Origin of the sequence: Sphingobium sp. B2, from assembly GCF_007693735.1 — a bacterium.
GTDB classification, from domain to species: domain Bacteria; phylum Pseudomonadota; class Alphaproteobacteria; order Sphingomonadales; family Sphingomonadaceae; genus Sphingobium; species Sphingobium xenophagum.
Window position 1 is genome coordinate 227853 of sequence record NZ_VDBZ01000003.1, and the last position, 24638, is coordinate 252490.

Sequence of the window (24638 nt, forward strand, 5' to 3'; positions counted from 1 at the left end):
CGCGAAGGGTAACCGCTGGCTGGTGGTTCTGAAAATTACTGATCCTTCCTCTCAGCGTTCGATGATCGGCAGGATTAACCGGCTTGGATATTCTGGCCCTCGGTGAACGCGGTTGATGGCCACGACCATATCGGCTTCGTGCTCTCTGCTGATCTCGCCTCCGGTATTGCTGTTGCGGTCATAGCGCGGAAAGTTGCTGCTCGAAATTTCGATCCGGAGACGGTGGCCCGGGAGAAAGACGTTCGATGTCACGCCCACGTCGATGGTAACTTCATAGATTTCTCCCGGCGACATGAAATCCGGCTCCGCCAATGAGTTACGATAGCGCATCCGAAGGATCCCTTCGCTCAGAACCAGGGCTCGGCCAGCGGGAAAAATGTCGACCAGCTTGGCGGGGAAGTCGGTGTCCACTGCCGACGACGACACAAAGAGCTTGAGCGAGATGGGTCCCGTGACCTCAAGGGGCTGTTTCAGCACAATGCTGCTGAAACAGAGAACGTCCTCGCGTGCTTCCACCGCCGACTGATCGGCGGGTCCGCTAAACTGAGCCAGGGTGTTGCCGCCCACAGTCGGCACCGGACGACGGGGATCGTAGAGATAGCAATCGGTTTCATCGCGCGCGGCGGGCTCGGTCGTTAACACCCCTCGGCCGTCGGCAGTATTGGCCGCACCCGCCCCATCCAAATGATAGTCGACGAACCTTGTGTCATGGAGCGGCCACGACTCCTCGTCGCGCCACTGGTCGATTCCCATAACGAAGAGGCGCACCGGCGCAGAGCCAGCCAAGGCCCCCTCCCGCCCCTTCAGCCAGCGGTCGAAAAAGGCGATGTGCGCCAACGTCAGCTGCGCCGCCATCGTGCTGGCGGACAAGCCGAAATCGCGTTCAGGAAATACGCCATTGGCACCTACCGTCTGGCTATGACTCCAGGGCCCTACGATCAGGCGTTGGCCATCGCGCGCATTTTCGGATCCGGCGCGCTCGCGCATTGCGGCATGATCGGAGAGTTGCTGCGTCGCGAAAACATCGTACCATCCGGCAATGGACAATGCCGGCGTGCTGATCCGATCGGCCTTGTCCAACGACGATTGCAAAGTCCAGAACTCGTCGCGCGCGGGGTGTGCGAGCACGTCTTTCAGCCAAGGCAGATATTTCGTCACCAGTGGCTTGTCGGCCACTGGAGTCTCCCTCAGCACGGAGTCTAGGTTCTGCATCATCGCTGCCAGCTTTGCGACGTCGACAAGATCGGTCTCGCTTAGCGGCGACTTGCCAGTTGCCGCCTTCATCGCCATAACCACGCTCCACATGATCACGGTCTGGAGCGACAACGCACCGCCGGACGAATACCAGGGTGCACGATAAAAGTCGGCGCTTGTGATTGTCGGCACAATGGCCTTGAGAGCGGGCGTTCCTGTCGCGGCCGCTTGCCATTGGACGAGCCCGAGATAGGATGCTCCCCACATTCCGACCGAACCGTCACACCAAGGTTGTTCGGCAAGCCAGCGGATCGTGTCCTCGCCATCTTCCACGTCATGCACATGCGGGATGAAAGTGGAAACGGGGTCAAAGGTGCCGCGAACATCCTGCGTCACCAAAGCATAGCCGGCGCGCACAAGCGCAAACAGGTTTGGCTCGAAGCCATTTACCAACTCTTCCTTGCCATACGGGCTGCGCAGCAACAGAGCAGGAACCCGCTCACCCCCGTCCGGTCGCCAGACGTTTGTCGTCAGGCCAACTCCGTCCCGCATCACTATTGTCACATTGTCTTCAAATATGGACTTCATGTGCTTTCCTTGAAAAACCGGTCCTTCGAACCGTCCCGCTCGAGCATCAACGGACTTTCAGCCTTCGCTGAAATCGGCCTTCATTTCCTCGCGTAGCAGGTATTTCTGCACCTTGCCGGAAACAGTCATCGGGAAGGTATCGACGAAACGGACGTAGCGAGGAACCTTGTAGTGGGCAACCTGCCCGCGACAGTAGGCGATGATGTCCTTGGTATCCGCTACCGCCCCGGCGCGAAGCTTGACGCAGGCAAGAATCTCCTCGCCGAACTTGGCATCGGGTACGCCGATCACCTGCACATCCTCCACCATTGGATGGGTGTAAATAAACTCCTCGATCTCGCGCGGGTAGATGTTCTCACCACCGCGGATGATCATGTCCTTGATGCGCCCGACTATGCTGCCATAGCCCGCCTCGTCGATGACGGCGAGGTCGCCGGTGTGCATCCAGCCGTCTCGTATCGCCTCGGCCGTCTTGTCAGGGTCATCCCAATAGCCGAGCATGACCGAATAGCCGCGCGTGCACAGCTCGCCCGGCTGGCCGCGCGGCACAATCTCGCCGGTATCGGGATCAACGACCTTCACCTCGATATGAGGTTGGACCTGTCCGATCGTGCCGACACGCCGCTCGAACGAATCATCGGGAGCGGTCTGGAAACTGACCGGACTGGTTTCCGTCATGCCATAGGCAATGCCTATCTCCTGCATGTGCATCCGATCCATGACCTTGCGCATCACCTCGCTTGGGCAGGGCGATCCGGCCATGAGACCGGTGCGCAGGCTCGATAGGTCGAAACGGTTGAAATCGGGATGCTCTAATTCAGCGATGAACATTGTGGGCACGCCGTGCAGGCCCGTGCAGCGTTCGGCCTCGATGGCTTCCAGGACAGCACGCGGCTCGAAGCCTGCCGAAGGGTAGACCATGGTCGCGCCGTGAACCAGACAGGCGAGATTGCCCATCACCATGCCGAAACAGTGGTAGAGCGGCACCGGGATGCATAGCCGGTCGCTTTCATGCAGACCCATCCCCAACCCCACGAAATAGGCGTTGTTGAGCACATTCCTGTGCGACAGCGTCGCGCCCTTGGGCGAACCGGTAGTTCCGCTGGTAAACTGGATATTGATGGCATCGTTGGGATGAAGGCTCTGGGTCAAGGAGACTAGGTCACGTTCGCATGCACCTGTCCGGAGCGCTGCGACATCGTCGAACGCGAGCCAGCCAGCGCGCGGGCCGCCGCCGATCATGATGAGATGAGCAAGTGCCGGCAGTCGCTCCGACCTCACCTCCCCCGCGCCTGCGACCGATGGAAGTAGCGTCTCTACCATAGCGACATAGTCGCTCGTCTTGAAAGAGGCCGCGCAGATGAGCGCCTTCACCCCGACCTTGCGCAACGTATATTCGAGTTCGGAGGCGCGGTATGCGGGGTTAATGTTGACCTGGATCATTCCGGCGCGCGCGGTGGCGAACTGGGCAATGGTCCACTCGGCACAGTTTGGCCCCCACACGCCGACGCGGTCGCCAGGACGAAGGCCAAGTGCCAGAAGTCCTGCCGCAAATGCATCGGCCGCCGCCTTGAGTCCCGCCCAGGAAAGGCGGACATTTTGATGCCGCGACACCAGAGCCTCGGCCTCAGGCCAGCGTTGCACCGCGAGTTCCAGCGCTGCGCCGATCGTCTGCTCGATCAGCGATGGCTCGCAGGCGCCTATGACATGACTGGCGTGCACTACTGCTTTCATTCCAAATGACACCTTCTCCCGCCCACTGCCTTAGATGGTTCAGAGTAGCTTTACCCCTATATGCGTGGCGGCATTCTCTATACCTGTCACTTACGAACCAGGATCTGGGCCACTTGAAACCAGTTTGAGGCGACGGGCGAAGTGGCGAGGAGCAAGGCCTCGTCCGGCAAGAGCTTTCCCAAAATCCGCATTTTCCTCTCGTTTACGAGTTCCTAATTGAGGTTGTTCATTCTATTCAGGCCTATCCAGGGTCAGTGATAAGGCACTTTGGCGGTTGGCCTTGAGACCAATCGGGCCATCGATCTGCTGCCAAATGGGAGAACAAGGCCATCGCTGGATGGCCCAAATCCCACCCTGCGCCAAAATCATCGCCTGCGTCCGAGTTGGCAGTTACGCACAAGACGCTTGAGACAACAGCCTTGACTCAGCCATGCCTGCAAATTACCGTCCGGGCAGACGGCATGTATTTGTCATGGACGAGTGTGCCCATTCGATCAAGAGGTTATAATGTTAAATCAGAACTGGGCGCAGCCCTCACCTTCAATAGCGCCGACAGCGGTGGACAGCATGTTCCGTACGCGCGTTACCGATATGCTTGGAATAAAATATCCGATTTTCCTGGGTGGCATGACGATGAACGGCAACGGCGAACTCGCCGCAGCCGTGTCGAATGCCGGCGGTTTGGGCGTGGTAGCGCAAAACCCCGGTTGGTCCGATAAGAGCGAACGGGTCGAAACGGTTCGCCGGCACGTCAAACTGGCTCGGGAACTGACCGACAAGCCGATCGGAGCGAATTTGACAATTTTGCTGATCGATGAATATGTCCAGAAGCATCTCGCAATGCTGATCGAAGAAAAGGTGGATGTTGTCACCCTTTCAGGCGGCAATCCAAAAAAGGTCCTTCCTTGGCTGAAGGATGCCGGCATCAAGACGGTGTGTGTCGTCGCCAATGTGCGGCAGGCCGTTTCGGCGCAGGAAGGCGGGGCCGACATGGTCGTGTGCGAAGGCTATGAGGCCGGCGGTCTCGAAGGCGCAGACGAGCTGACCACGATGGTGCTCACCCCGCTCGTGGTCGACGCGGTTGATATCCCGGTCATTTCGGCGGGCGGTATCGGCACTGGGCGATCTTTCATGGCGGCGATGGCGTTGGGCGCAGAGGGCGTGCAAATGGGCACGGCCTTCCTGCCGACCGTCGAATGCAACGCGCATCAGAAGACCAAGGAAGCCATTGTTGCATCTGGCGACGTAGCAAGCCTCATCATGCACCGCAGTACAGGGGTTCTCTCGCGCGTGCTTAAGACCGACTTTACCAAGAAAGTCCATGAGATGGACAAGCGCTATGAATTTGACGAACTGCGCGCCCTGATGGGTGGTGGGCAGCGAGCCGACAAGGACAAGCCCGAGGCCTTTAACCGCGCCTATCGCGGCCAGATGCTCGGGGATCTGGAGACCGGCTATACCGCCGCCGGCCAAGTTGCGGGACTGCTGAAGGAGATCAAGCCCGCCGCGCAGGTCATCCACGACATCGTCTCGGAAGCGGAGACGATCGCGCACCGCTGGGCCGCCAAATGCGACCTGACTCGCGGACAGAATGAGGATACCGCGCTGGAGCTACGCATATAAGACTGCTAAGCAACAGCAGCTGAAGGATTTCGATGGACTTCCACCCGACCGGCCCCAGGTCGCTTTCGACCATTTTTTGCCAGGGCGCGATGGTGATGGCACGGCCTGCCAGACCTTCGCCGAAGCTGCCTCGCTCGGCATCGGCAATGCAGTGCGGAGGAATATTGCGAGATCCACCATAGGTCCCGCAGAAACCGCAATCATGATGCGGACGATTGCGGCGGCGGCGACCATGTCGATCCCCTGCATCAGCATCTTCGGGCGCCCCTTTGGCCGTCGGCGGCACCGGCGAGCGTACCGCTCACCGTCCGCGAAATCGCGCTACTCGCACCCAACTGCCCAACCCGTCTGATGAACAGAGGTAAAGAGAATATGGTCTACGACTATGTTATTGTGGGGAGCGGTGCCGCCGGCTCGGTGCTGGCGGAGCGGCTAAGCCGCGACCCCGCCGTCAGTGTTCTCGTGCTGGAGGCCGGAGGGCTGGATCGCAACCCGGTCCATCTGATCCCCAAGGGCTTCTACTTCACCATGAACAACCCGAACTATACGAAATCCTATCAGACCCTGCCCTACGGGAACGACAAGGTCGATACATGGATTCGGGGCCGCATCGTGGGAGGATCGACGACGATCAACGGCATGATGTGGAACCGTGGCTGGGCCCCCCATTATGACGCATGGGAGAGCGCCGGGAATGCAGGCTGGAACTGGGACCGCTTTCTCGCTGCCTTCAAGGCGCTTGAAGACCATCACCTCGGCGGCAACGACGTGCGCGGCGAAGGCGGCCCGGTGCCGATCAGCATAGCGGGGCCGAGCGAACCAATAAGCGAGATATTCATTGCCACACTGGCCAAGCATGGCATTCGCTTTCTTGACGACATGAACACGTCGGGCGAAGAACGCGTCGGCTACACCTGTTCGAACATCAAGGGCGGGTTCCGGGTTAGCGGATCGCAGGCCTTTCTGAAAAAGGCGCGGCGGAGGCGGAATTTCACCCTGATCGAACATGCCGAGGTCGACCGCATAATGTTCGATGGTCCGACGGCGATCGGGGTCGAGGTGACTCGCCATGGCGAAAAGCAATTCTTCACCGCCCGGCGCGAGGTCCTGATCTGCGCGGGCGCTCTCGAAAGTCCCTTGCTGCTCGAACGGAGCGGCATCGGCGATCCGGACATATTGGCTGCAGCCGGCGTCCCGCTGCGGGTGCGCAGCCCGAAGGTCGGCAACAATCTCCACGATCATTGCGGCAGCACGCTTTTCCAGCTTCGGCTGAAAGGAGACGGCGGCTTTAATCCCCAGCTTAACAGCCTGTTCCGGCAAGGCTGGTCCGCCCTGAAGTATCTGTTCACGCGAACGGGCGTCATGTCGTTCGGCGGACATAATCTGATCATGAACTTTCGCTCCGACCCGGCATCGCCCTATCCGGACACGCAGGGCTTCTTCAGCCCGCTATCGTCTTCGGCGGTGGATCCGAGCACAGGCAGGCCGGTGATGGACAGCTTTTCCGGCGCAATGTTCTCGACCTACCCGCTCTATCCGACCAGCACCGGCTCAATACACATCAGCGGTCCAGAAACCGACGACAAACCACGCCTCATCCCGAGCATTCCAACCACCGACCACGATCGCGCACTGACAATTAAGATTTTCCACAAGACCCGCGAGATTCTCGGTACCGAACCATTTGCGCACATGGTGGAAGCGGAAACCATTCCGGGCCGCACCCTTCGTGATGATGTGGATATCCTTGACTACGCCATCAATACCGGCGGCCGGGGCTTTCACACGACGAGCACCTGCGCGATTGGCCCCAACGATGATGATGTGGTCGATGCGCGGCTGAAAGTGCGCGGCACGTCCAACCTGCGCGTCGTCGACGCTTCGGTCTTTCCTACCTTGCCGTCGGGTAACAACAGTGCGCCCACCATGGCAATGGCATGGATAGCAGCGGACCTGATCCTCGAAGACGCGCCAATCCCATGACCTGGAAGCTCCAAATGTGAGACTGGTTTCCAGGCCGTCGCCCCAATCCCGGACGGCCAGCGCTTTTAGAGTTCCGACTGGCGATTTCGGCGTAAGCATATGCCGGGGAACGCGGCAAAGTTGTATCAGGCGGCGAGGGTGACCTGAGCGGTCTGCAAAATCCGCGGGCGCAATTCGTCCAGACGGCTAAAAGGATGATCGGCGATGCGTGCGAGGGGGTGGACGAGCCATGCCTGCGGGGCGACATCGTTGAGGCGATGGGTCTGGATCAGTGAAAAAGCGGCCGCGCTGGCTGGCCGCCTTGGTCGGATTTGCAGAATAGCTGATATTTGTGCAGCCGAGCCTAGAAGGCTCGCGGCGAACGCCACTGTCCGTCGAACGCAGGCTGACCCGTTAACCGAGCAATCGGCGCGCTGGTCGCTGATGAATCGATGCCCGCCGCTATGGAGTTCGCGCTGGACGTCAGGAAAGCGATCGACGGGAACCCAGCACCACTTACACGTCTTTCCCCCTTCCCTGCGTCAGAGCATTACCTTGACCGGGGAATGGAATTTGCTTCCGTTGCGACACTCCAGAAGCGCGCGAAGATGAGCTATTCTGCCTGCCATCGGCACCCTGGCAAATGGGCAGCGTAGAAAAGAGCAACGGTCGAATGCGGCGCTTCCTGCCGTCTGACACGGACATGGCGTTGCTGTCGGATAAGGAAATCCAAGCCATCGCTAATAGCATCAACAGCACCCCTCGCAAGTGCGTGAACTATCGCAAGCCCCATCTTGTTTAACCTGCCAGTTTCGGAATTGGCCGATGTGTCCTACGACGAGCGAACAAGGCCGACACGAGGGTCAATCAGCCAGTGGACTTTTTCGCACACCGGGCGAGCAGATCTTTGATTTCTTCGTTATGCTCTCCAAGTATCGGCGCGCGATGCCTGGCGTTGGCCGGTGAGCGCTCGAACTTTCCGGGATAGTTGATGTGCTTGATCTTGCCCCAGACGGGGTCTTCGAAGTCGACGAACACGCCGGAATGATACGCTTCGTCGCTCTCGACGAACTCCTCCATCGTGTTGACCTTGCTGAACGGGATTTCCGCCTCGTCCATCAGCGCGATGAATTGCTGTGTCGTCATTTGTGAAACGGTGTCGGCGACGCGATCATAGAGCGCATCGGTGTGCCGAAGAATCTGCATGGGATCGGAAAAACGCTCGTCGTCGATCAGGTCTGTGCAATTGAGAGCATTGACGAACCGATTGAACTGGGCGGACTGAAGCACCATTCCGATCGCAGCCCCGTCCAATGTCTTAACAGGCTGCGGAAAAAGGCGCCGCAGTGGTCACCGTCGATCTGCGTTCGAAGGAGGGGGACTGGTCGGTCGCGCGTTTCAGGGTGAAATTCGGAGCTACCGGCCACGTTGGCGCGGTCGTGGTGACGGGAGCGACACGATTAGGCCGCGGCCAGAAGTTTTGGCAGTCTGATGAGGTTGGAGGCGGCAGCGGTGAGCGTAAAGGACCATCCGACGCGGTCCTGGCGTCGATGGCGGGTCTTTCGCATGGGGCCGCAGGTCTTCGTCCATCCGAACACCTCCTCGATCCGCTTGCGGATTTTCTGGGAGAGGCCGTAGCCGGGATGGCGTGTCGTGCGCCTGTCGATGGCGGAGCGCCGGTTGGTGTTGTTCTGGGCTACGTGCGGGGTGACCTCCATCTCGCGCCTGTCTCTTATACACATCTCTACGGGATCCTGGAATCAGCAATGCCACATCAAGGCAAGCGCCTTTTTCCGCAGCCTGTTAAGGCTGCGGTAAGACCCCAGGTTCAGGTCGATCTTCTCCAGCTCCACCGACTGGAAGGTGTGGTTTTGCATCTGATCGACAACGATGCACGAGGCGTAAGCCGAGGCCTGTCTCTTATACACATCTCTACGGGATCCTGGAATCAGCAATGCCACATCAAGGCAAGCGCCTTTTTCCGCAGCCTGTTAAGGCTGCGGTAAGACCCCAGGTTCAGGTCGATCTTCTCCAGCTCCACCGACTGGAAGGTGTGGTTTTGCATCTGATCGACAACGATGCACGAGGCGTAAGCCGAGGCCTGTCTCTTATACACATCTCTACGGGATCCTGGAATCAGCAATGCCACATCAAGGCAAGCGCCTTTTTCCGCAGCCTGTTAAGGCTGCGGTAAGACCCCAGGTTCAGGTCGATCTTCTCCAGCTCCACCGACTGGAAGGTGTGGTTTTGCATCTGATCGACAACGATGCACGAGGCGTAAGCCGAGGCCATGTCGATGACAATCTTCTGGCCCACGCCCGTGCGCTCGCGGTGCAGCAGCGCCGCCAGCGCCGCGTGCGACGCCCACATCGCGGTAACCCGGTCGGCCAGCGTGGTGCGAATGGGCTCAGGATCCTTATCTCCGCCTTGCGTGGGCATGAAGCCGGTGAGACCTTGGATCATCATGTCGTAAGCAGGGCGGCTTGCGTAGGGGCCGACTTCTCCAAAGCCGCTAACCGAGACATAGATCAGCCTTTCGTTGATTTCCTTTAACCTGTCATAGCCAAACCCCAATCGCTCCATCACGCCGGGCCGGCTGTTCTGCAGAAACATGTCGGCATTAGCGACAAGGTCGTAAATAAGCTGCCGGCCCTCGGCGCTTTTGATATCGATGCATACGCTTTTCTTGCCGCGGTTCATCTGCTCGAACATCGCGCTCATACCGTTGTAGACTGGATATTTGGCGCGCATTGGATCGCTGCCGGGAGATTCGATGCGGATCACTTCTGCGCCCAAGTCCGCCAGTATCTGACTGCAAAACGGTCCTGCGATCATGGAGGACATGTCGACGATCCGGATGCCGGCACAAGGCCCCAAGGTTGCAGAAGACGTGGAGTTGGTCATATCATAATCCGTAAATGGATGCCATCGGATGCATCCGCGCGTGGTTCGTTGCGGATTAAGACCGTCCGATCTGGGAATTCCGCCATCCGCACTGCGGCGATAATCCATTTTCCACCCATTGGCAGGCGGCGGTACTTCGCCTGTATTTGGAGAGCGAGGCCTCGCGGCTTTCTTTTGCTGGCAAGTGAGCGAACGAAGCGCAGGATGTCGATCAGGCAATTGGAGCTCAGTGTCACGCCCCCAAGCGTGCCCCCTTACTGTTCCGATCACAATCGATCCCGAAACTTGAGGTGTCATGGGGAAGCTGAAGCGACGCCTCGCCTTAAGGATCCAATCTGCGGGGCGGCGCCCGAGTGGTATCGGCCCACATGCTGATCCTTGTTAATTTGAAAAAAACCTGAATCGACGACAGGCTTGGGTGACAATTTAACTAACTGATATTACTGGTCTTAATTTTGGATCCGGCGTCTAGGCGTTCGGCGAAGCAGGCGCGATAAATTTTTCTTCCGGATTTTGCGCGTTGGTCGGTCTTTGAGCACATCAGGTCTGCACACCAAACCTGGCTAAATAGTGGAGGAGGGGATAAAATGCGTAAACTGGGCGAGAAACGCCGCCATTTGACGGTATTAGGAAGCACATCTCTAGCGGCAATACTGGTCGCCACCCCGGCATGGGCGCAGGGAACCAGCTCGCAAACTGCGCCGGTCTCTGGAGCGGTTGCCGCCGAAAGTCAGGCAACCACTTCCAGCGATAACATCGCTCTCGAGGAGATCATTGTTACGGCGCAAAAGCGGGACGAGAACATCCGAGACGTCCCGATCAGCATCAGTTCGCTATCGAGCGATGCCCTTGCAAGGTCGGGCGTCACGAACAATCTCCAACTGACCAATTCCGTGCCCGGGCTTCGAATGGAGCGCGTTGGCAACGCCACGATCCCCGCCATTCGCGGTGTTACCACTTTTGTAACGGTGGCAGGCGCTCAAGCGAACGTGGCCACTTATGTCGACAACGTCTATATTTCCAACCTGGCCGCAGGGACATTTGATTTGCCGGATGTCAGCAGAGTCGATGTGTTAAAAGGTCCTCAGGGAACGCTGTTCGGCCGAAATGCCACGGGCGGTGCCATTCAAGTCTTCACAAGAGACCCGAATTTGGACCGCCTCGGCGGCGAGGTAAGCGTCGGGTACGGCAACTTTGATACCTTCACTATGAAGGGCTTCATCACAACGCCCATTATCGAAGACAAACTCGCGATCAGTGTGAGCGGTTTCCGGGAGACTGCCGATAACTATTTCGAGAACCTTGTCCCGGACGTTCCTCTGCAGAACATCAAAAATTATCTGGTCCGGGGGAAGATCCTGTTCACCCCGACCAGCGATACCAGGATCGTATTGAATGCATTTAAAAGCCGGCACCTCGGTGCCGAAACGGTGCAGTTTTTTCCTCGCAATGATGTAACCGCGGCCAACGCCTATCCTGGCGCGATCGTCCCCAAGAAGCCATATCAAGTGGCATCAAATGTGCGTCAAACTGAGGATGTCAAAGCCAAAGGGGTAAGCCTTCAAATCAATCAGAATACATCCGCAGGCGACTTCACCATTATCGGCAGCTGGGATGAATCCTCAAGCCTTACGACATCTCCGGCATTTGCCGGGGCCATTCCCGGTTTCAACGGCGTTAATTTTTTCTCTGGAGTCTACGATGAGTCGTGGTCGGCGGAAGCCAACTTTGCCTCGCGTAAATTCGGCAGATTCAGCTTTGTTGCCGGGGCAAATTACTATTTCAACAATAACGGCTGGGATCCGACTGTCTCGCGTACCGACCTCCCGGGTACCAGTTCCGATGTGACGCTATTTGGTAAGCAAAAAACCCATGCTTATGCCTTCTACGGCGAAGCAACTCTTGAAGTGACCGATGACCTCAGCATTATCGGCGGACTGAGATACAGCAGCGAAAAGCGCAATCTCAAGGGGTCTATTCTCCCGGGTGTGGTATCCCAAGAGGACGGGCTTCGTTATGACTGGGGTAGTCGCACTTTCAATAGTGTGACGCAGAGAGCATCGATACGCTACAAGGTTAACCCGAATTCAAACTTGTATTTCACCTACAGCACCGGGTTCAAAAGCGGCAATCTTGACAATACGACAATTCCGTTTGCACAGAGTCCGGAATCTTGCGCTGCGGCGAACGTCACGGTTCCCGGAAGCTGTTCCTTCCCAACATCCGTGGAACCGGAAAAAATTACCGCTTTCGAGCTCGGCTTGAAATCGGCGATCAGCTCCAGGGTCAATGTCGATTTCGCGATTTTTTATAATAAGCTGAAGGATATGCAGATCCTGACCTTCCAAGATGCATGCTTTGTAGCGCCGTGTCCGCCAAACCCGACAACCTCGCTCGGCAGGCTATCGAACGCTGCGCAAGGAAAAATGTACGGTGCCGAACTTACTCTGGACGCAAGGCTGAGCCGCGAATTGCGAGTGACTGGCGCGATTTCGGTACTAGATGCTACCTTCTCATCTTATCCAAACGCAACATGGAACGTTTATAACGGAACGAATACCAGTTTAGACACAACTCCAGTCATGTCTGCGACAGGCAAACAAATGCCGCGCGCACCAAAAGCAACGGCATCTCTGTCCGCAACCTACACAAAAGAGCTGGACCTGGGCACGTTCTCTTTTACAGCGAATGGATATGCTTCAGAGCGGATATTCTACGATGTTGGGAATGTCTTCGATCAGAAGGCCTATGCAACTCTTGGCCTGAGCGCCTCCTTCTCGCCTGCGGCGGTGCCCGGCCTCACCGTCACGGGTTGGGGAACGAATATCACTAGCACAAGGGTCATGCTGGCCAATTTCTACAATAATAGTGGTGCCAACGAATCCTATCAGCGTCCCGCCACTTATGGCTTAAGGGTCGGATACAGTTTCTAATTCCATCTTCCGCGAGCGTGCTTGGCAATACCAAGCACGCTCGTCTGGGGAGGGAAATGGTGGAGGTAGCCAAATCCTAGGAAATAGTAAGGGAATACGATGACGCAATTATTGCGTTCATACATATATACCGGGAAACGATCTAGGCCATCTGCAAGTTCGCCGCCGAATGATCCAAGACGTCATGGACCTATAGACTGAGGGGATATCGTAACATGATTGATAGCGATCAGTCCATCGACCCCGAGTTGCTTGACATGCTCGAGAAATGGCCTTCGATGACGGTGGACGCGACTATGTTGGACACTATCCGCGCTTCCGGCGAACTGCTGCTTGGCGAAATCGTCAGCCCTGACTACGTCGATAAGCAGGTGATGCTCGTCCCGGGTACCGACGCAACCCCGGAAATTCCATTGACATTCTACCGTCCGGCAGATCGTGCGGACGATGTTTTGCCATGTATCTATCATATTCATGGCGGAGGCTATATCTGCGGCACCGCCGCAAGTCATGAGCCGATCCACCGACAAATGGTCGTGGACCTCAACTGCATGATCGTTAGTGTGGATTATCGCCTTGCGCCCGAAACGCCTTTTCCCGGGCCACTTGAAGACTGTTATGCCGGGCTTGCCTGGCTGTACGGGAATGCCAAGGAACTCCGCGTTGATCCGGCGCGGATTGGATTGCTCGGCGAGAGCGCGGGTGGCGGCCTTGCCGCAGCGCTGGCTCTGCTGGCGCGTGATCGCGGCGTGTATCCGCTCGCATTTCAGCAACTGGTCTATCCGATGCTGGACGATCGCACATGCACGGCGGAGCCGCATCCGCATGCCGGTCGATTTGTGTGGAATAACGGCAGCAACGATTTTGGCTGGCGCTCTTACCTTGGGCATGCGCCAGGCGCAGCGACCGTTTCACCCTATGCTGCTGCCGCGCGTGCCGTCGATCTGAGCGGCTTGCCGCCGGCGTTTGTTTCGACTGGTGCGCTCGATCTTTTCGTCGACGAGGACATCAATTATGCGGCGCGGCTGGTTCGGGCCGGAGTGGGAACCGAGCTGCACGTATATCCGGGCGCGATTCACGGCTTCTACTTGCACCCCACGGCCTTGGTGGCGCTTCAGGCCAATCGCGATGCAAAGGACTGGCTGAGGCGGCATCTATACCCGTAAGGGGCGTTCTGGCGGTGCAAAAGTGCCGCTAGGGTCAGAATCTGTAGTTGCTGTAGAGGGCGGTGACAAACCAGGCCAATGGAACGCCAGCGATTTGCTGAGCGTGGCGGTTTAAAAACCAGCCATTGGATAGGTTGCTCCTTTTAAGGGGGGTGGCCGGGGATGTTTGCCGTGGAGAGCTACGCCGCCGTTCGGCACTTTGTTTTTGTTGAAGGTAACAGCCAGCGCGAGGCGGCGAAGGTCTTTGGACTGAGCCGCGAGACGATATCGAAGATGTGCCGGTTTTCTCTGCCGCCCGGCTACACGCGGACCAAGCCTGTGGCGAAGCCGAAGTTGGGGCCGCTGCTGCCAGTGATTGACGCGATCCTGTCAGCGGATCGCATTGCGCCTGTGAAGCAGCGGCACAGCGCCAAACGGATCTTTGAACGTCTGCGCGACGAGCATGGCTTTGGCGGCGGCTACACTGTCGTAAAGGATTATGTCCGGCTGTGCCGGGCGCGGGGACGCGAGACGTTCGTGCCGCTGGCGCACCCGCCAGGACATGCACAGGTGGATTTTGACGAAGCGGTAGGCGTGATCGATGGTGTCCGCCGGAAAATGCACTTCTTTTGCATGGACCTGCCGCAATCGGATGCCTGCTTTGTGAAGGCCTATCCAGCGGAGACGACCGAGGCCTTTCTGGACGGGCATGTATCGGCGTTCGCCTTTTTTGGCGGTGTGCCGCTGTCAATCCTTTACGATAACATGAAGATCGCGGTTGCCAGGATCTGCGGCGATGGGAAGCGCGAGCGAACACGCGCGTTCACCGGGCTCGTCAGCCATTATCTTTTTACCGATCGCTTTGGTCGGCCTGGAAAGGGGAACGACAAGGGGAAGGTGGAAGGCTTGGTCAAGCACGCCCGATCGCACTTCATGGTGCCGATCCCGCATGCCCCCAGCTTCGATGACTTCAATGATGAGCTGTTGGGTCGCTGTCGGGCCCGTCAGGAAGAGCGGGCTGGCCGGCACAGCGAGACGATCGGCACACGGCTTCTGACCGATCTGGCGACGATGCGGGCATTGCCAGCAGGGCAGTTCGAACCGTGCGAGACCAGGGCCGCTCGCGTATCGTCGACCGCCTTGGTGCGCTACCGGACCAACGACTACTCGGTGCCGACCCGTTACGGCTTCCAGGATGTCATGGTGAAGGGCTTCGTCGACACGGTGGTCATCCTATGTGGCAATGAGGAGATCGCCAGACATCCGCGCTGTTATGGTGAGGCCATGTTTGTGGCGAACCCGCTGCATTATCTGGCGCTGATCGAAACCAAGCCCAATGCGCTTGATCAGGCCGCCGCGCTGCAGGACTGGGCTCTGCCGCAAGCGTTCCAGCATATGCGTCACCTCCTTGAGGCGCGCATGGGCAACAAGGGCAAGCGCGAGTTCATCCAGATCCTACGCCTGTTGGAGGCGATACCGATGGAGATCGTCACCTTCGCGGTGAACGAGGCGATCTTTATCGGCGCAATCGGCTTCGATGCGGTCAAGCAGATCGCGCTGGCGCGCATCGAACGGCGGCCCGCCCGCCTGGATCTGGCAGCCTATCCCCATCTGCCGAAAATGGACGTGAAGACGACGCGTGCCGCCGACTATGCCGCACTCGTGCCCCAAACATCTCAGGAGTTGGCGGCATGAACCAGGTCGCAGAGGACAAGATGCCCACTGGCACCATGGCGGGGACGCCGCAGGTCCTGCTCGCGCATCATCTCAAGCAACTCAAACTCCCCACTGTGCTGCGAGAATATGAGAAGCGGGGGTCGCGTCCGTCAATGTCTGTCTCTTATACACATCTCAGGTTAAGCGTGCCGAGCCGGGGATCAAGGCTGCGGTCACGGTAGCCATAGCGCCAGGTCGTGCGCTCGCCGGAGCGTTCGTGCCGGCCAGCGCCAACGCGACCGTCGACATCGGCCTCCATAATGATCTGCAGCACGCTCTCGGCGATCGTGCGCAGGAAATCTCCATCTCCGGTCTTCGCCCTCAGTTCAGCAAGCGGTAGTCTGTCGTCGGTCATCGGGATCAACTCCTCGGTGGACGTGTGAAGTGTGGTAACTCTGTCTCTTATACACATCTCAGGTTAAGCGTGCCGAGCCGGGGATCAAGGCTGCGGTCACGGTAGCCATAGCGCCAGGTCGTGCGCTCGCCGGAGCGTTCGTGCCGGCCAGCGCCAACGCGACCGTCGACATCGGCCTCCATAATGATCTGCAGCACGCTCTCGGCGATCGTGCGCAGGAAATCTCCATCTCCGGTCTTCGCCCTCAGTTCAGCAAGCGGTAGTCTGTCGTCGGTCATCGGGATCAACTCCTCGGTGGACGTGTGAAGTGTGGTAACTCTGTCTCTTATACACATCTCAGGTTAAGCGTGCCGAGCCGGGGATCAAGGCTGCGGTCACGGTAGCCATAGCGCCAGGTCGTGCGCTCGCCGGAGCGTTCGTGCCGGCCAGCGCCAACGCGACCGTCGACATCGGCCTCCATAATGATCTGCAGCACGCTCTCGGCGATCGTGCGCAGGAAATCTCCATCTCCGGTCTTCGCCCTCAGTTCAGCAAGCGGTAGTCTGTCGTCGGTCATCGGGATCAACTCCTCGGTGGACGTGTGAAGTGTGGTAACTCTGTCTCTTATACACATCTCAGGTTAAGCGTGCCGAGCCGGGGATCAAGGCTGCGGTCACGGTAGCCATTGCGCCAGGTCTGTCTCTTATACACATCTAGATGTGTATAAGAGACAGACCTCAATCTACACCGGAAATTACACCACGAGCGCGGACGCTAACGAAGCTGGCGCGTGAATGTGCACGCGACGGGGTCGATCATAGCCGATACCTGCTTCGCCTCATCGAACTTGAGCTGATCGATCGTGAGCGCCGCACTGTGGAGCGCCGGATCCGGGCTGCGCGGTTCCCGGCGGTGAAAAGCTTCGACACGTTCGACTTCACGGCCATTCCAGGCCTCAACAAAATGCTCGTGCTGGAGCTGGCCCGCTGCGAATACATCCTGCGGCGGGAAAATATCATCGCGCTGGGCAATAGCGGCACCGGCAAGACACATGTAGCGCTCGCGCTGGGACTGGCGGCTTGCCAGAAAGGCTTCACGGTCGCGTTCACGACCGCCGCTGCCCTGGTCAACCAGCTGATGGAGGCGAGGGACGAAAAGCGACTGCTCAAGATGCAGCGCGATCTTGCAGCGGTGAAGCTGCTGATCGTCGATGAACTGGGCTATGTTCCCCTCTCGCCCACAGGCGCTGAACTGCTGTTCGAGACCTTCTCGCAGCGCTATGAGCGGGGATCAACGATCGTCACATCCAACCTGCCGTTCGAGGACTGGACGCAGGTCCTGGGATCCGAGCGGCTCACCGGCGCGCTGCTCGATCGGCTCACGCACCACGTCAGCATCCTGGCCATGAACGGCGATAGCTACCGCCTCAAGCAGTCCGCCCGCCGCCGTGCTGCGGGGGCGGAGCAAAACCAGGCCAATCCGGTCGTCGATCCGGACACTGGCGAGATCACCGCCACCTGATCAATGACGACAATGATATGAAGAGGGCCCCGATCGGAGCCCTCTTCATATCGTCAGGCCCGCATCGCAGTGGCCTGCTTTTACTCCGCCCCGATGGCCTGGAATCTGACCGCCGTTGACAACAACACACAGCAGCGCATGCCACCACCGCAAAACATCCGCGTTCTCAATCCCCGCTGGCCTCTCCGGGTATGTCAGGCATTAGAGTCCCGCAGCCGATGGAAATGGGACGGGAGGCTCCGCCGATCCGCGTCCCCAAAAACCGCCGCGAGAGGTCGGCAAGGCGAGTGAGGTCAATCGGGCGTTCCGGTCGATTGTGAACGATCAGGGGAAGTCTCAAGGCCGGGATCGCTGATATCTGGGGGGAAGTTCAATGGATCAAAGCCAGCACAGACGCGCAATTTTAATGGGAATTTATCAGGATTTCCGCTCCTAGGCAGCGGACGTTACGGCCAGTCATAGTGATCGGCATGTGGCTTGTGGCTCAGCTGACGATATGTTGAAGGAGTATCCGGAGATGCATGAGCAGTTCGAGCGCTATGACAGAGCAACGGCGCAGGCTGTCGCCATTCGCTCGCCCCGGTATCCTCTAGATGGGAATAGGCTCGGCGCGACTGACCGGGAATTCCGGTCGATTGTGACGCCATCGTCTGACAAGGATCACGGCAGATCGCGTTAATCCGCCCTATGCTAAAATGCGCATAAACGCTCTTTATGCCAGAAAGCGCATAAGGAGGTTTTATGTTCAAAATAGCATATTGTACTTTTATGCGATTTTCGGCGTAATGTGATGCAGGAGATTCCTATGTCACATATCGCACGCTCACCCCGCCAATTGGGCAACCTCATTCAGCGCACGCGCAAACAGCGCGGGTTGACGCAAACCGACCTCGCCAATCTAGCGGGGCTGCGTCAGGAAATGATCTCCAAGATTGAGACCGGGCACGAGGGCACCAAGCTGTCGTCGATCTATGCACTGTTCGCCGCGCTTGATCTTGAACTGGTGGTCGATACCCGCTCCGGGCGACCGGCGAAGGATATCGAGGACATCTTCTGATGGCACGCCGCAAGACCCACGCGCCTCTCAACGTGCTGATCAACAACCGTCTTGTCGGAAGGTTGCTCAAGGAAGCAAACGGGGCGGTCAGCTTTCAGTATGATCGGAGCTGGCTCGACTGGAGTCCGGCCTTTGCGATTTCGCTATCGCTCCCCTTGCGCGAGACGGCCTATAGCGGTGATCCGGTCGTGGCCGTCTTCGACAATTTGCTGCCAGACAATCCGCACGTCCGCAGACGTGTAGCGGAACGGATGGGCGCGCAGGGGGCGGACTATTTCAGCCTGCTGGAAGCCATTGGGCGCGACTGCGTCGGCGCGATGCAATTCATACCCGAAGAAGGGCCAGCCGATGCAGAGCCCTATGTGAAGGGTGAACCTGTCAGCGACGAAGAGATTGAAGCGATCCTTGCCAGCCTCGCGACCGCACCGCTCGGCGTGGATAAGGAGCAGGAGTTCCGTATCTCCATCGCAGGCGCGCAGGAGAAAACCGCTCTGCTCTGGCATGAAGGCCAGTGGATGCGGCCTGTTGGCACAACACCGACCACCCACCGCCTGAAGCCGCAACTCGGAGCAATCCCGACCGCCTTCGGCCCGCTTGATATGGCGGCCAGTGTCGATAACTGTCTCTTATACACATCTAGATGTGTATAAGAGACAGGCGGTGATCCGGTCGTGGCCTGTCTCTTATACACATCTAGATGTGTATAAGAGACAGGCCCGATTGATATGGCGGCCAGTGTCGATAACGAGCATTACTGCCTGAAGCTCCTCGAAGCTTTTGGCCTCGATGTGGCGCAAACTCAAATCGTCACGTTCGGTAAGCGGCGCGTGCTGGTGGTCGAACGGTTCGACCGGCGGTGGCGCAATCCGCAGCATCTGCTGCGCCTGCCGCAAGAGGATTGCTGCCAAGCGATGGGCATTCCATCGACGCAAAAATACCAGAACAATGGCGGACCCGGCGTCGCCGATATCCTGACGCTTCTGCAACGCTCGGACGAGCCGCAGAAGGATCAGGTGGATTTCTTCAAAAGCCAGATCCTGTTCTGGCTGATCGGGGCGACGGACGGCCATGGCAAGAATTTCAGCGTCTTCCTGAAGCCGGAAGGCCGCTACAGCCTAACGCCGTTTTACGATGTGCTGTCGGCGCAACCCGCTTTCGACAAGCGGCAAATCCCGAACAACAAATACAAGCTGGCCATGTCGGTCGGGAAAAGCCGACATTACCGCATATTGGAAGTGGTCGGACGCCACTTTGTCCAGACAGGCAAAGCGGCAGGCCTCGGCCCGACACCCATGACCAAGGCCATCACCGACATTCTTGAGCGCGCCGAGGACGCGCCGGACAAGGCCCTATCCCTCATGCCGGGCGACTTCGCCAAAGAAGTGCATGACAGTATCGTGGCCAACCTGCCGGCCCGACTCCGCCTGCTGGAGACGGCCTTTGATGAGCTGTAGCGCTAATTTATCACTGGCTTGATTGATCAAGCCGGAGGATGATACGCTCTACAGAACAATGGCTTCGGCTTCCCATCACACGCGCTCTCACCGCGGCAACGTCCTCTTTCTCATTCTGCTCGGCGTAGCGCTGTTCGCAGCGCTAAGCTATGCTGTCACCAGTTCCATGCGAGGAGAAGGTAAAAGTGGCAGCTCTGAGAGCTACGAATTGGCTGTCACCCAAATTCTGCAATGGGCTACGACGCTTCAGCACACTGTGGCACGCATGCATTTGAACGGCGTGGCCTACGAGGATATATCGTTTGCATACCCAAATAGTAGAATGGATGGGACGCAAAATACCCTTCTGGATAACTCTCGTTGCATAAGTGATACCTGCAGAGTGTTTAAGCCTGATGGCGGTGGTATGAGCCCGGTCGATGCTACGAAATGGACCACGCCCAATCCAACCGCTCATCAAGGAAGAAGCCAACGGCCTTCAGCGTCGCAAGGAAGAGCTGAAAGACCTTGTGGCAAATTCACCTGAAGCCCCGCCGCTGGTGCACCCTGCGATGGCGGAGCATTTTAGGAACCAAGTTCAGAATTTGATCGGAACGCTCAACGACCCAGAGCATGCGACGCAATCGTCCGAGATTGTTCGCAAGCTGATCGATCAAATTGTTCTCTCGCCAAACGAGGACAAGAGTGCGCTGCTCGTAGACATGTATGGTGATCTGGCAGGTATCCTCCAGATTGCCGAACGCCGTTGAGCGGGGGTTGTTCAACCAAGTGTCGGGGAGCCGACGGAAAAGCAGCAAACCGAAGCGGAGCAGGCAAAGTTTGTCGCCGGCGGCGTGTCGCACCATGATGTGCGAACCGATCTGTCCATGCTGGACAAGTTGGTTGTAGAGTCTGGCGGGCATCTTGCCCTGCAGTCTTCACAAGACTTGCAGGATAATACCAACCTGCATTGATCACGACCCACGCGCCCATTTTCGGCGTCCGATCGTCATGCTGCGCCAGGGCTGATCGATCAGCCTGTTCCATGCTTCGCAGCAAAGGTCGATGACTGTCTCTTATACACATCTAGATGTGTATAAGAGACAGGCGCACAACCCCATGAATCGCCGGGATTAGGCCGCTTTCAACGATCGCCGCCAGAGCCTGGCGCTGGGCATCATGCAACAACGGGGGCTTGCCTGGTGCCTTCCCGTCGAGGAGTCCGTCCGGACCTCGGGCATTGAACCGTACAGATGTGTATAAGAGACAGGCGCACAACCCCATGAATCGCCGGGATTAGGCCGCTTTCAACGATCGCCGCCAGAGCCTGGCGCTGGGCATCATGCAACAACGGGGGCTTGCCTGGTGCCTTCCCGTCGAGGAGTCCGTCCGGACCTCGGGCATTGAACCGTACAGATGTGTATAAGAGACAGGCGCACAACCCCATGAATCGCCGGGATTAGGCCGCTTTCAACGATCGCCGCAAGAGCCTGGCGCTGGGCTGTCTCTTATACACATCAGATGTGTATAAGAGACAGGCGCACAACCCCATGAATCGCCGGGATTGGGCCGCTTTCAACGATCGCCGCAAGAGCCTGGCGCTGGGCATCATTCAACAACGGGGGCTTGCCTGGTGCCTTCCCGTCGAGGAGTCCGTCCGGACCTCGGGCATTGAACCGTACCACCCAGTCGCGCACGATCTGCAACGTCACTCCGCCGATGCGCGCAGCATCGCTGCGGCTTCCGCCATCATAAATTTCCGCCAATGCCAACAGCCGTCGCCCCTGGTTCGCGCTCCTTGTCGCACGCGCCAGTCGCCACAGGCTCAACGCGTCAAAGTCGTCCCGCAAACCAATCGCTGCACCCATGGCCATGCCCTCCAACAGGAAACCATAGATTCAGAAATTTAGCGCCTTGGGAATCCTCATCGTGAGTCAGCTTCACTGAAGGCTGGTATAAGTTGGTTGCGGGAGTAGGACCTTTAAGTCAACTACTACCTTTGATAACCTTATGATTTATACACCAAGTTTGAGATTTTAAATATCGAGCACCCCCTTAAGTACCCCACATTACACGATTTGCGATGAAATGCCCTGGGATTTGGTCAACATGCTCTTGGCTTCATAGGCATCTGTTCAGGGCAGACGCGGATGAGTTTAACATACCTATTATTATCGCACCGGCGGATTGTAAGCGGGTAGATTCTAGATCGAAGTGCGAAATCTATCCGCAGGAATACGCCCTTGTCACCCCACCGCTTCCAGCGGTTGTAAAGCGTCTTGTGCGGTCCATAATCTTTTGGTGCATCGCGACAGCGTAGCCGCGCCATCTGCTCGTCCGTCAGCCAATACAGGTCGCTTAAATCCAGTCTCCTCACGGAGCCTGAATCACACAAACCCAATCATATCAATAGGTCCTGACCCTAGCATCCTGTCCCAGAAAAGCGGGACCACCTCACTTCACCGCCACGCCCTTCAGGTTCGGCCGCAGCGCGGCTTCGGCGATCGCAGCCGCGTCCGTCGTATCATTCTTCTGGCGCTTGACGAACGGCTTCACGTAAATCGGCGGGATCAGCCGCACCTCGTGACCCAAGCCTTGTACGAACCGTCCCCAGAAGTGGCTCGTCGCGCACGCCTCCATCGCCACAATACAGAGTGCCTGCTCGTGCAGAATCATCTCGAGCTTTGCGCGCGAAACCGTCCGGTTGAATAGAACCGCACTTCCCGCGGCGGTCAGGCAGACCTAAAAGCTGCGCTTGGCAACGTCGATCGCGAGAATGTGAACGTCAGTCACGTGCTCCTCCTTCTCCAGCGCAAAGTCGCGCCGATCTGGCATCATACGATGCCGGGCGAAGGAGGCATCCACCCCATCAGTTCAGATCAGGAATGGCCTGAAGCTGAGATCGACCGAGGAAGATCAAGAGACTGTGGCTGCGCCACTGATCGTATGACCTTACTGTGCGTGGCAATCCGGGGGGCCAAGCCGTTCACAAGGACCTGAACGAGTTCTTCTCCCACCGCCACCAAATTTACTGTCGGATCGGCCAACCATTCTTTAATCAGCGCATTTATCGAGGTTGACAGTAAAAAGGTAAGCCGTTTTGGATTAGCATCGGGGCGCACCTCGCCTAATTTTATGCCATCAGAGATGCTGCGTTCAAGCAATTTGTGAACAGTTGCGCGTAGATCCGCGAGAACTTTTACTTTCAGCTCATCTCCATTGCCCAATGGGAAATCAGAAAAAACTATATGGGCGACGGATTTACACAGAACGTCCTTTCCTGGATCGCAAAATGTCCGCACCAACTGTATAAGCCCTGCCAATCCTTGAGGGATATCTACCTTCGCCATCTCGAACTCAAACTCGTCGCGAATAAATTCGATAAGGGCTATTTCGAACTTCGCGCGAGTGCCATAGTGATGAGCTGGGAGCCCACGGCTGTAACCCGCTTCCACCCCGATATCGGCCAGTTTCAGACCATCGAGGCCGCGTACCGCGACGAGCCGCACTGCCGTTTCCATGATGCGCCGCTCGGCCTCCTCTCGGCGTTCGCTTTGGGTGCGACGTTGAGGACGAGACATAGGCAAAGCGACTTTCATCAAGAAGGGGGTGAGATAAACTATCTCGATATACTAGCAAGGTAATCGAAGCAAGAACCAGAGTCGCTCGTATGAAATCACGTCACCCTCTCGATCTCTGCATGTCGCTCGAACCCATTTCGAAGGCGGCAATTGCTAATAACATAACACTAGTAAGGATCGATATGCGCTGCAGAGAAACGCGGCCCACGCTCGCCCTGTTGCATAGCCGATTGAGCGAAACGAGCTCGCCAACACGGCACGGCTTCTGACAAAGTACTTGCTAACTCACAAAGCAAGTATTATGCTTGGCGCTCGCTTTCGACTCTAGGAGATATTTGATGTCACAGCCCGGTTATGATCCACCGTTGCCCCCTCCCAGCCCTGAGATGCGGTTGCAGACGAAGGAGCATTTCATGCACCTTCAGCCGGACAGCTTTAAAATCCTGAAAGAGGCGCCCTCGTTCCTCGTTCGCGACACCGATATCGAGCGGTTGAGCGGAGGGGCGGTAGGCGCGAAAATCTACAGGGCAAACCCCGAAGTCGATGACCATTCCACAGTCTGGCATTGGCATGAATGGGCCTACCAAGTGGCCTACGTTACGCGCGGATGGGCAGAATACGAATTTGAAGGCGTCGGTGTTGTACGGGTGGAAGCCGGATCGGTGCTGTTCCAACTGCCCAAAAATCGGCATCGTGAGATAAGCTCCTCGCCTGACTTGGAAGTTATCGAGATCACGATCCCTGGGCAAATCAAGAATATTGCCACGTATCCGAACGAACAAGGTGAATGGGTGTCCCAAGAGGTTTGATAAAAATACGTCAATACACATCGATCTCGGTTTTTAGGAATCTAGTTTAGTTTGACGCTATATTAGAATAATATTTCTGGATATCTGCTGACGTCATGTAATTA

The 24638-nt window shown here is 57.5% G+C and carries 20 protein-coding genes and 9 pseudogenes; 13 read left to right on the top strand and 16 right to left on the bottom strand.

Features of this window, described 5'->3' with window-relative positions:
* Positions 1-51: 51 nt before the first annotated feature.
* Together FE851_RS19410 and FE851_RS19415 are read right to left on the bottom strand one after the other, a co-directional pair.
* On the bottom strand, positions 52-1782 hold the full coding sequence (locus tag FE851_RS19410) for a CocE/NonD family hydrolase (RefSeq protein WP_186378924.1): 1731 nt from the start codon (positions 1780-1782) through the stop codon (positions 52-54).
* Between the two features lie 57 nt (positions 1783-1839).
* Positions 1840-3504: an AMP-binding protein gene (locus tag FE851_RS19415; RefSeq protein WP_409994512.1), complete on the bottom strand. Its 1665-nt coding sequence runs from the start codon at positions 3502-3504 to the stop codon at positions 1840-1842.
* Positions 3505-3996: 492 nt separating this feature from the next.
* Here FE851_RS19415 and FE851_RS19420 point away from each other — a divergent pair, with 492 nt between their 5' ends.
* On the top strand, positions 3997-5139 hold the full coding sequence (locus FE851_RS19420) for an NAD(P)H-dependent flavin oxidoreductase (RefSeq protein ID WP_145206177.1): 1143 nt from the start codon (positions 3997-3999) through the stop codon (positions 5137-5139).
* A gap of 372 nt (positions 5140-5511) precedes the next feature.
* Complete coding sequence (locus FE851_RS19425) at positions 5512-7122, top strand: GMC family oxidoreductase (RefSeq protein WP_186378925.1); 1611 nt, start codon at positions 5512-5514, stop codon at positions 7120-7122.
* A gap of 125 nt (positions 7123-7247) precedes the next feature.
* On the opposite strand, the pseudogene FE851_RS19430 reads toward FE851_RS19425, so the two are convergent.
* The 6 genes and pseudogenes from FE851_RS19430 to FE851_RS19455 form a co-directional block, all read right to left on the bottom strand.
* Positions 7248-7453 (bottom strand): annotated as a pseudogene (locus tag FE851_RS19430) (transposase domain-containing protein); the annotation flags it as partial.
* 515 nt (positions 7454-7968) lie between these two features.
* Entirely contained in the window at positions 7969-8415 is a 447-nt protein-coding gene (locus FE851_RS19435; RefSeq protein WP_145206183.1) for a CoA transferase, read from the bottom strand.
* 146 nt (positions 8416-8561) lie between these two features.
* Positions 8562-8837, bottom strand: a pseudogene (locus tag FE851_RS19440) (transposase); the annotation flags it as partial.
* 24 nt (positions 8838-8861) lie between these two features.
* Complete coding sequence (locus FE851_RS19445) at positions 8862-9029, bottom strand: hypothetical protein (RefSeq protein WP_222422980.1); 168 nt, start codon at positions 9027-9029, stop codon at positions 8862-8864.
* Positions 9030-9049: 20 nt separating this feature from the next.
* Positions 9050-9217: a hypothetical protein gene (locus FE851_RS19450; RefSeq protein ID WP_222422980.1), complete on the bottom strand. Its 168-nt coding sequence runs from the start codon at positions 9215-9217 to the stop codon at positions 9050-9052.
* A gap of 20 nt (positions 9218-9237) precedes the next feature.
* The gene (locus FE851_RS19455; protein ID WP_186378926.1) at positions 9238-10005 is read right to left on the bottom strand and encodes a CaiB/BaiF CoA transferase family protein; all 768 of its coding nucleotides are present in this window, start codon (positions 10003-10005) and stop codon (positions 9238-9240) included.
* Between the two features lie 587 nt (positions 10006-10592).
* On the opposite strand from FE851_RS19455, the gene FE851_RS19460 reads away from it, so the two are divergent.
* The 4 genes and pseudogenes from FE851_RS19460 to FE851_RS27340 form a co-directional block, all read left to right on the top strand.
* Positions 10593-12938: a TonB-dependent receptor gene (locus tag FE851_RS19460; protein WP_145206192.1), complete on the top strand. Its 2346-nt coding sequence runs from the start codon at positions 10593-10595 to the stop codon at positions 12936-12938.
* Between the two features lie 215 nt (positions 12939-13153).
* Positions 13154-14104, top strand: coding sequence for an alpha/beta hydrolase (locus tag FE851_RS19465; protein ID WP_222422981.1), 951 nt, complete (start codon positions 13154-13156; stop codon positions 14102-14104).
* Between the two features lie 162 nt (positions 14105-14266).
* Positions 14267-15778 carry an IS21 family transposase gene (gene istA, locus FE851_RS19470; RefSeq protein ID WP_145206195.1) on the top strand — a complete coding sequence of 504 codons (1512 nt, stop codon included), beginning with the start codon at positions 14267-14269 and terminating at the stop codon, positions 15776-15778.
* Between the two features lie 20 nt (positions 15779-15798).
* Positions 15799-15894 (top strand): annotated as a pseudogene (locus tag FE851_RS27340) (ATP-binding protein); the annotation flags it as partial.
* Between the two features lie 38 nt (positions 15895-15932).
* On the opposite strand, the pseudogene FE851_RS19480 reads toward FE851_RS27340, so the two are convergent.
* The 3 pseudogenes from FE851_RS19480 to FE851_RS19490 form a co-directional block, all read right to left on the bottom strand.
* A pseudogene (locus FE851_RS19480) lies at positions 15933-16154 on the bottom strand (transposase); the annotation flags it as partial.
* Between the two features lie 56 nt (positions 16155-16210).
* Positions 16211-16432: pseudogene (locus FE851_RS19485) on the bottom strand (transposase); the annotation flags it as partial.
* A gap of 56 nt (positions 16433-16488) precedes the next feature.
* Positions 16489-16710: pseudogene (locus FE851_RS19490) on the bottom strand (transposase); the annotation flags it as partial.
* 140 nt (positions 16711-16850) lie between these two features.
* On the opposite strand from FE851_RS19490, the gene istB reads away from it, so the two are divergent.
* The 6 genes from istB (at position 16851) to FE851_RS26310 (ending at position 20914) form a co-directional block, all read left to right on the top strand.
* A complete protein-coding gene (istB, locus tag FE851_RS19495) occupies positions 16851-17654 on the top strand; it encodes an IS21-like element helper ATPase IstB (protein ID WP_222422982.1) in 804 nt (267 codons plus the stop codon).
* Positions 17655-18459: 805 nt separating this feature from the next.
* Positions 18460-18711, top strand: a complete 252-nt coding sequence (locus tag FE851_RS19500; RefSeq protein WP_130754756.1) for a helix-turn-helix domain-containing protein — start codon at positions 18460-18462, stop codon at positions 18709-18711.
* Positions 18711-19361, top strand: coding sequence for a HipA N-terminal domain-containing protein (locus FE851_RS19505; protein WP_145206197.1), 651 nt, complete (start codon positions 18711-18713; stop codon positions 19359-19361). Before FE851_RS19500 ends, FE851_RS19505 begins: the two co-directional genes overlap by 1 nt.
* Positions 19321-19473, top strand: a complete 153-nt coding sequence (locus tag FE851_RS26305) for a hypothetical protein (RefSeq protein ID WP_186378927.1) — start codon at positions 19321-19323, stop codon at positions 19471-19473. The genes FE851_RS19505 and FE851_RS26305 overlap by 41 nt, the downstream gene beginning before the upstream one ends.
* Positions 19437-20165 carry a HipA domain-containing protein gene (locus tag FE851_RS19510; RefSeq protein ID WP_145206200.1) on the top strand — a complete coding sequence of 243 codons (729 nt, stop codon included), beginning with the start codon at positions 19437-19439 and terminating at the stop codon, positions 20163-20165. The genes FE851_RS26305 and FE851_RS19510 overlap by 37 nt, the downstream gene beginning before the upstream one ends.
* 419 nt (positions 20166-20584) lie before the next feature.
* Positions 20585-20914 carry a hypothetical protein gene (locus FE851_RS26310; protein WP_186378928.1) on the top strand — a complete coding sequence of 110 codons (330 nt, stop codon included), beginning with the start codon at positions 20585-20587 and terminating at the stop codon, positions 20912-20914.
* Positions 20915-21230: 316 nt separating this feature from the next.
* On the opposite strand, the gene FE851_RS19525 is transcribed toward FE851_RS26310, so the two are convergent.
* From FE851_RS19525 to FE851_RS19545, 5 genes and pseudogenes are all read right to left on the bottom strand, one after another.
* Positions 21231-21428: a helix-turn-helix domain-containing protein gene (locus FE851_RS19525; protein ID WP_145206208.1), complete on the bottom strand. Its 198-nt coding sequence runs from the start codon at positions 21426-21428 to the stop codon at positions 21231-21233.
* 254 nt (positions 21429-21682) lie between these two features.
* A pseudogene (locus FE851_RS19530) lies at positions 21683-22012 on the bottom strand (helix-turn-helix domain-containing protein); the annotation flags it as partial.
* 356 nt (positions 22013-22368) lie between these two features.
* Positions 22369-22473: pseudogene (locus FE851_RS19535) on the bottom strand (IS5/IS1182 family transposase); the annotation flags it as partial.
* A 128-nt stretch (positions 22474-22601) separates the two neighbouring features.
* Positions 22602-22796, bottom strand: a pseudogene (locus FE851_RS26565) (IS110 family transposase); the annotation flags it as partial.
* A 227-nt stretch (positions 22797-23023) separates the two neighbouring features.
* Positions 23024-23665, bottom strand: coding sequence for a TetR/AcrR family transcriptional regulator (locus FE851_RS19545; protein WP_186378930.1), 642 nt, complete (start codon positions 23663-23665; stop codon positions 23024-23026).
* Between the two features lie 398 nt (positions 23666-24063).
* Here FE851_RS19545 and FE851_RS19550 point away from each other — a divergent pair, with 398 nt between their 5' ends.
* Complete coding sequence (locus tag FE851_RS19550) at positions 24064-24534, top strand: AraC family ligand binding domain-containing protein (protein WP_145206217.1); 471 nt, start codon at positions 24064-24066, stop codon at positions 24532-24534.
* Positions 24535-24638 lie beyond the last annotated feature (104 nt).

What these genes read in the sequence shown, in the direction of transcription:
- FE851_RS19550 (WP_145206217.1), top strand. Translation starts at nt 24,064, where the DNA reads ATGTCACAGCCCGGTTATGATCCACCGTTGCCCCCTCCCAGCCCTGAG.
- FE851_RS19510 (WP_145206200.1), top strand. Translation starts at nt 19,437, where the DNA reads ATGGCGGCCAGTGTCGATAACGAGCATTACTGCCTGAAGCTCCTCGAA.
- FE851_RS19500 (WP_130754756.1), top strand. Translation starts at nt 18,460, where the DNA reads ATGTCACATATCGCACGCTCACCCCGCCAATTGGGCAACCTCATTCAG.
- FE851_RS19410 (WP_186378924.1), bottom strand. Translation starts at nt 1,782, where the DNA reads ATGAAGTCCATATTTGAAGACAATGTGACAATAGTGATGCGGGACGGA.
- FE851_RS19455 (WP_186378926.1), bottom strand. Translation starts at nt 10,005, where the DNA reads ATGACCAACTCCACGTCTTCTGCAACCTTGGGGCCTTGTGCCGGCATC.
- FE851_RS19525 (WP_145206208.1), bottom strand. Translation starts at nt 21,428, where the DNA reads ATGGGGTTGTGCGCCTGTCTCTTATACACATCTGTACGGTTCAATGCC.
- istB (WP_222422982.1), top strand. Translation starts at nt 16,851, where the DNA reads ATGTGTATAAGAGACAGACCTCAATCTACACCGGAAATTACACCACGA.
- FE851_RS19460 (WP_145206192.1), top strand. Translation starts at nt 10,593, where the DNA reads ATGCGTAAACTGGGCGAGAAACGCCGCCATTTGACGGTATTAGGAAGC.
- FE851_RS19505 (WP_145206197.1), top strand. Translation starts at nt 18,711, where the DNA reads ATGGCACGCCGCAAGACCCACGCGCCTCTCAACGTGCTGATCAACAAC.
- istA (WP_145206195.1), top strand. Translation starts at nt 14,267, where the DNA reads ATGTTTGCCGTGGAGAGCTACGCCGCCGTTCGGCACTTTGTTTTTGTT.
- FE851_RS19545 (WP_186378930.1), bottom strand. Translation starts at nt 23,665, where the DNA reads ATGGAAACGGCAGTGCGGCTCGTCGCGGTACGCGGCCTCGATGGTCTG.
- FE851_RS19425 (WP_186378925.1), top strand. Translation starts at nt 5,512, where the DNA reads ATGGTCTACGACTATGTTATTGTGGGGAGCGGTGCCGCCGGCTCGGTG.
- FE851_RS26310 (WP_186378928.1), top strand. Translation starts at nt 20,585, where the DNA reads ATGCTACGAAATGGACCACGCCCAATCCAACCGCTCATCAAGGAAGAA.
- FE851_RS19465 (WP_222422981.1), top strand. Translation starts at nt 13,154, where the DNA reads ATGATTGATAGCGATCAGTCCATCGACCCCGAGTTGCTTGACATGCTC.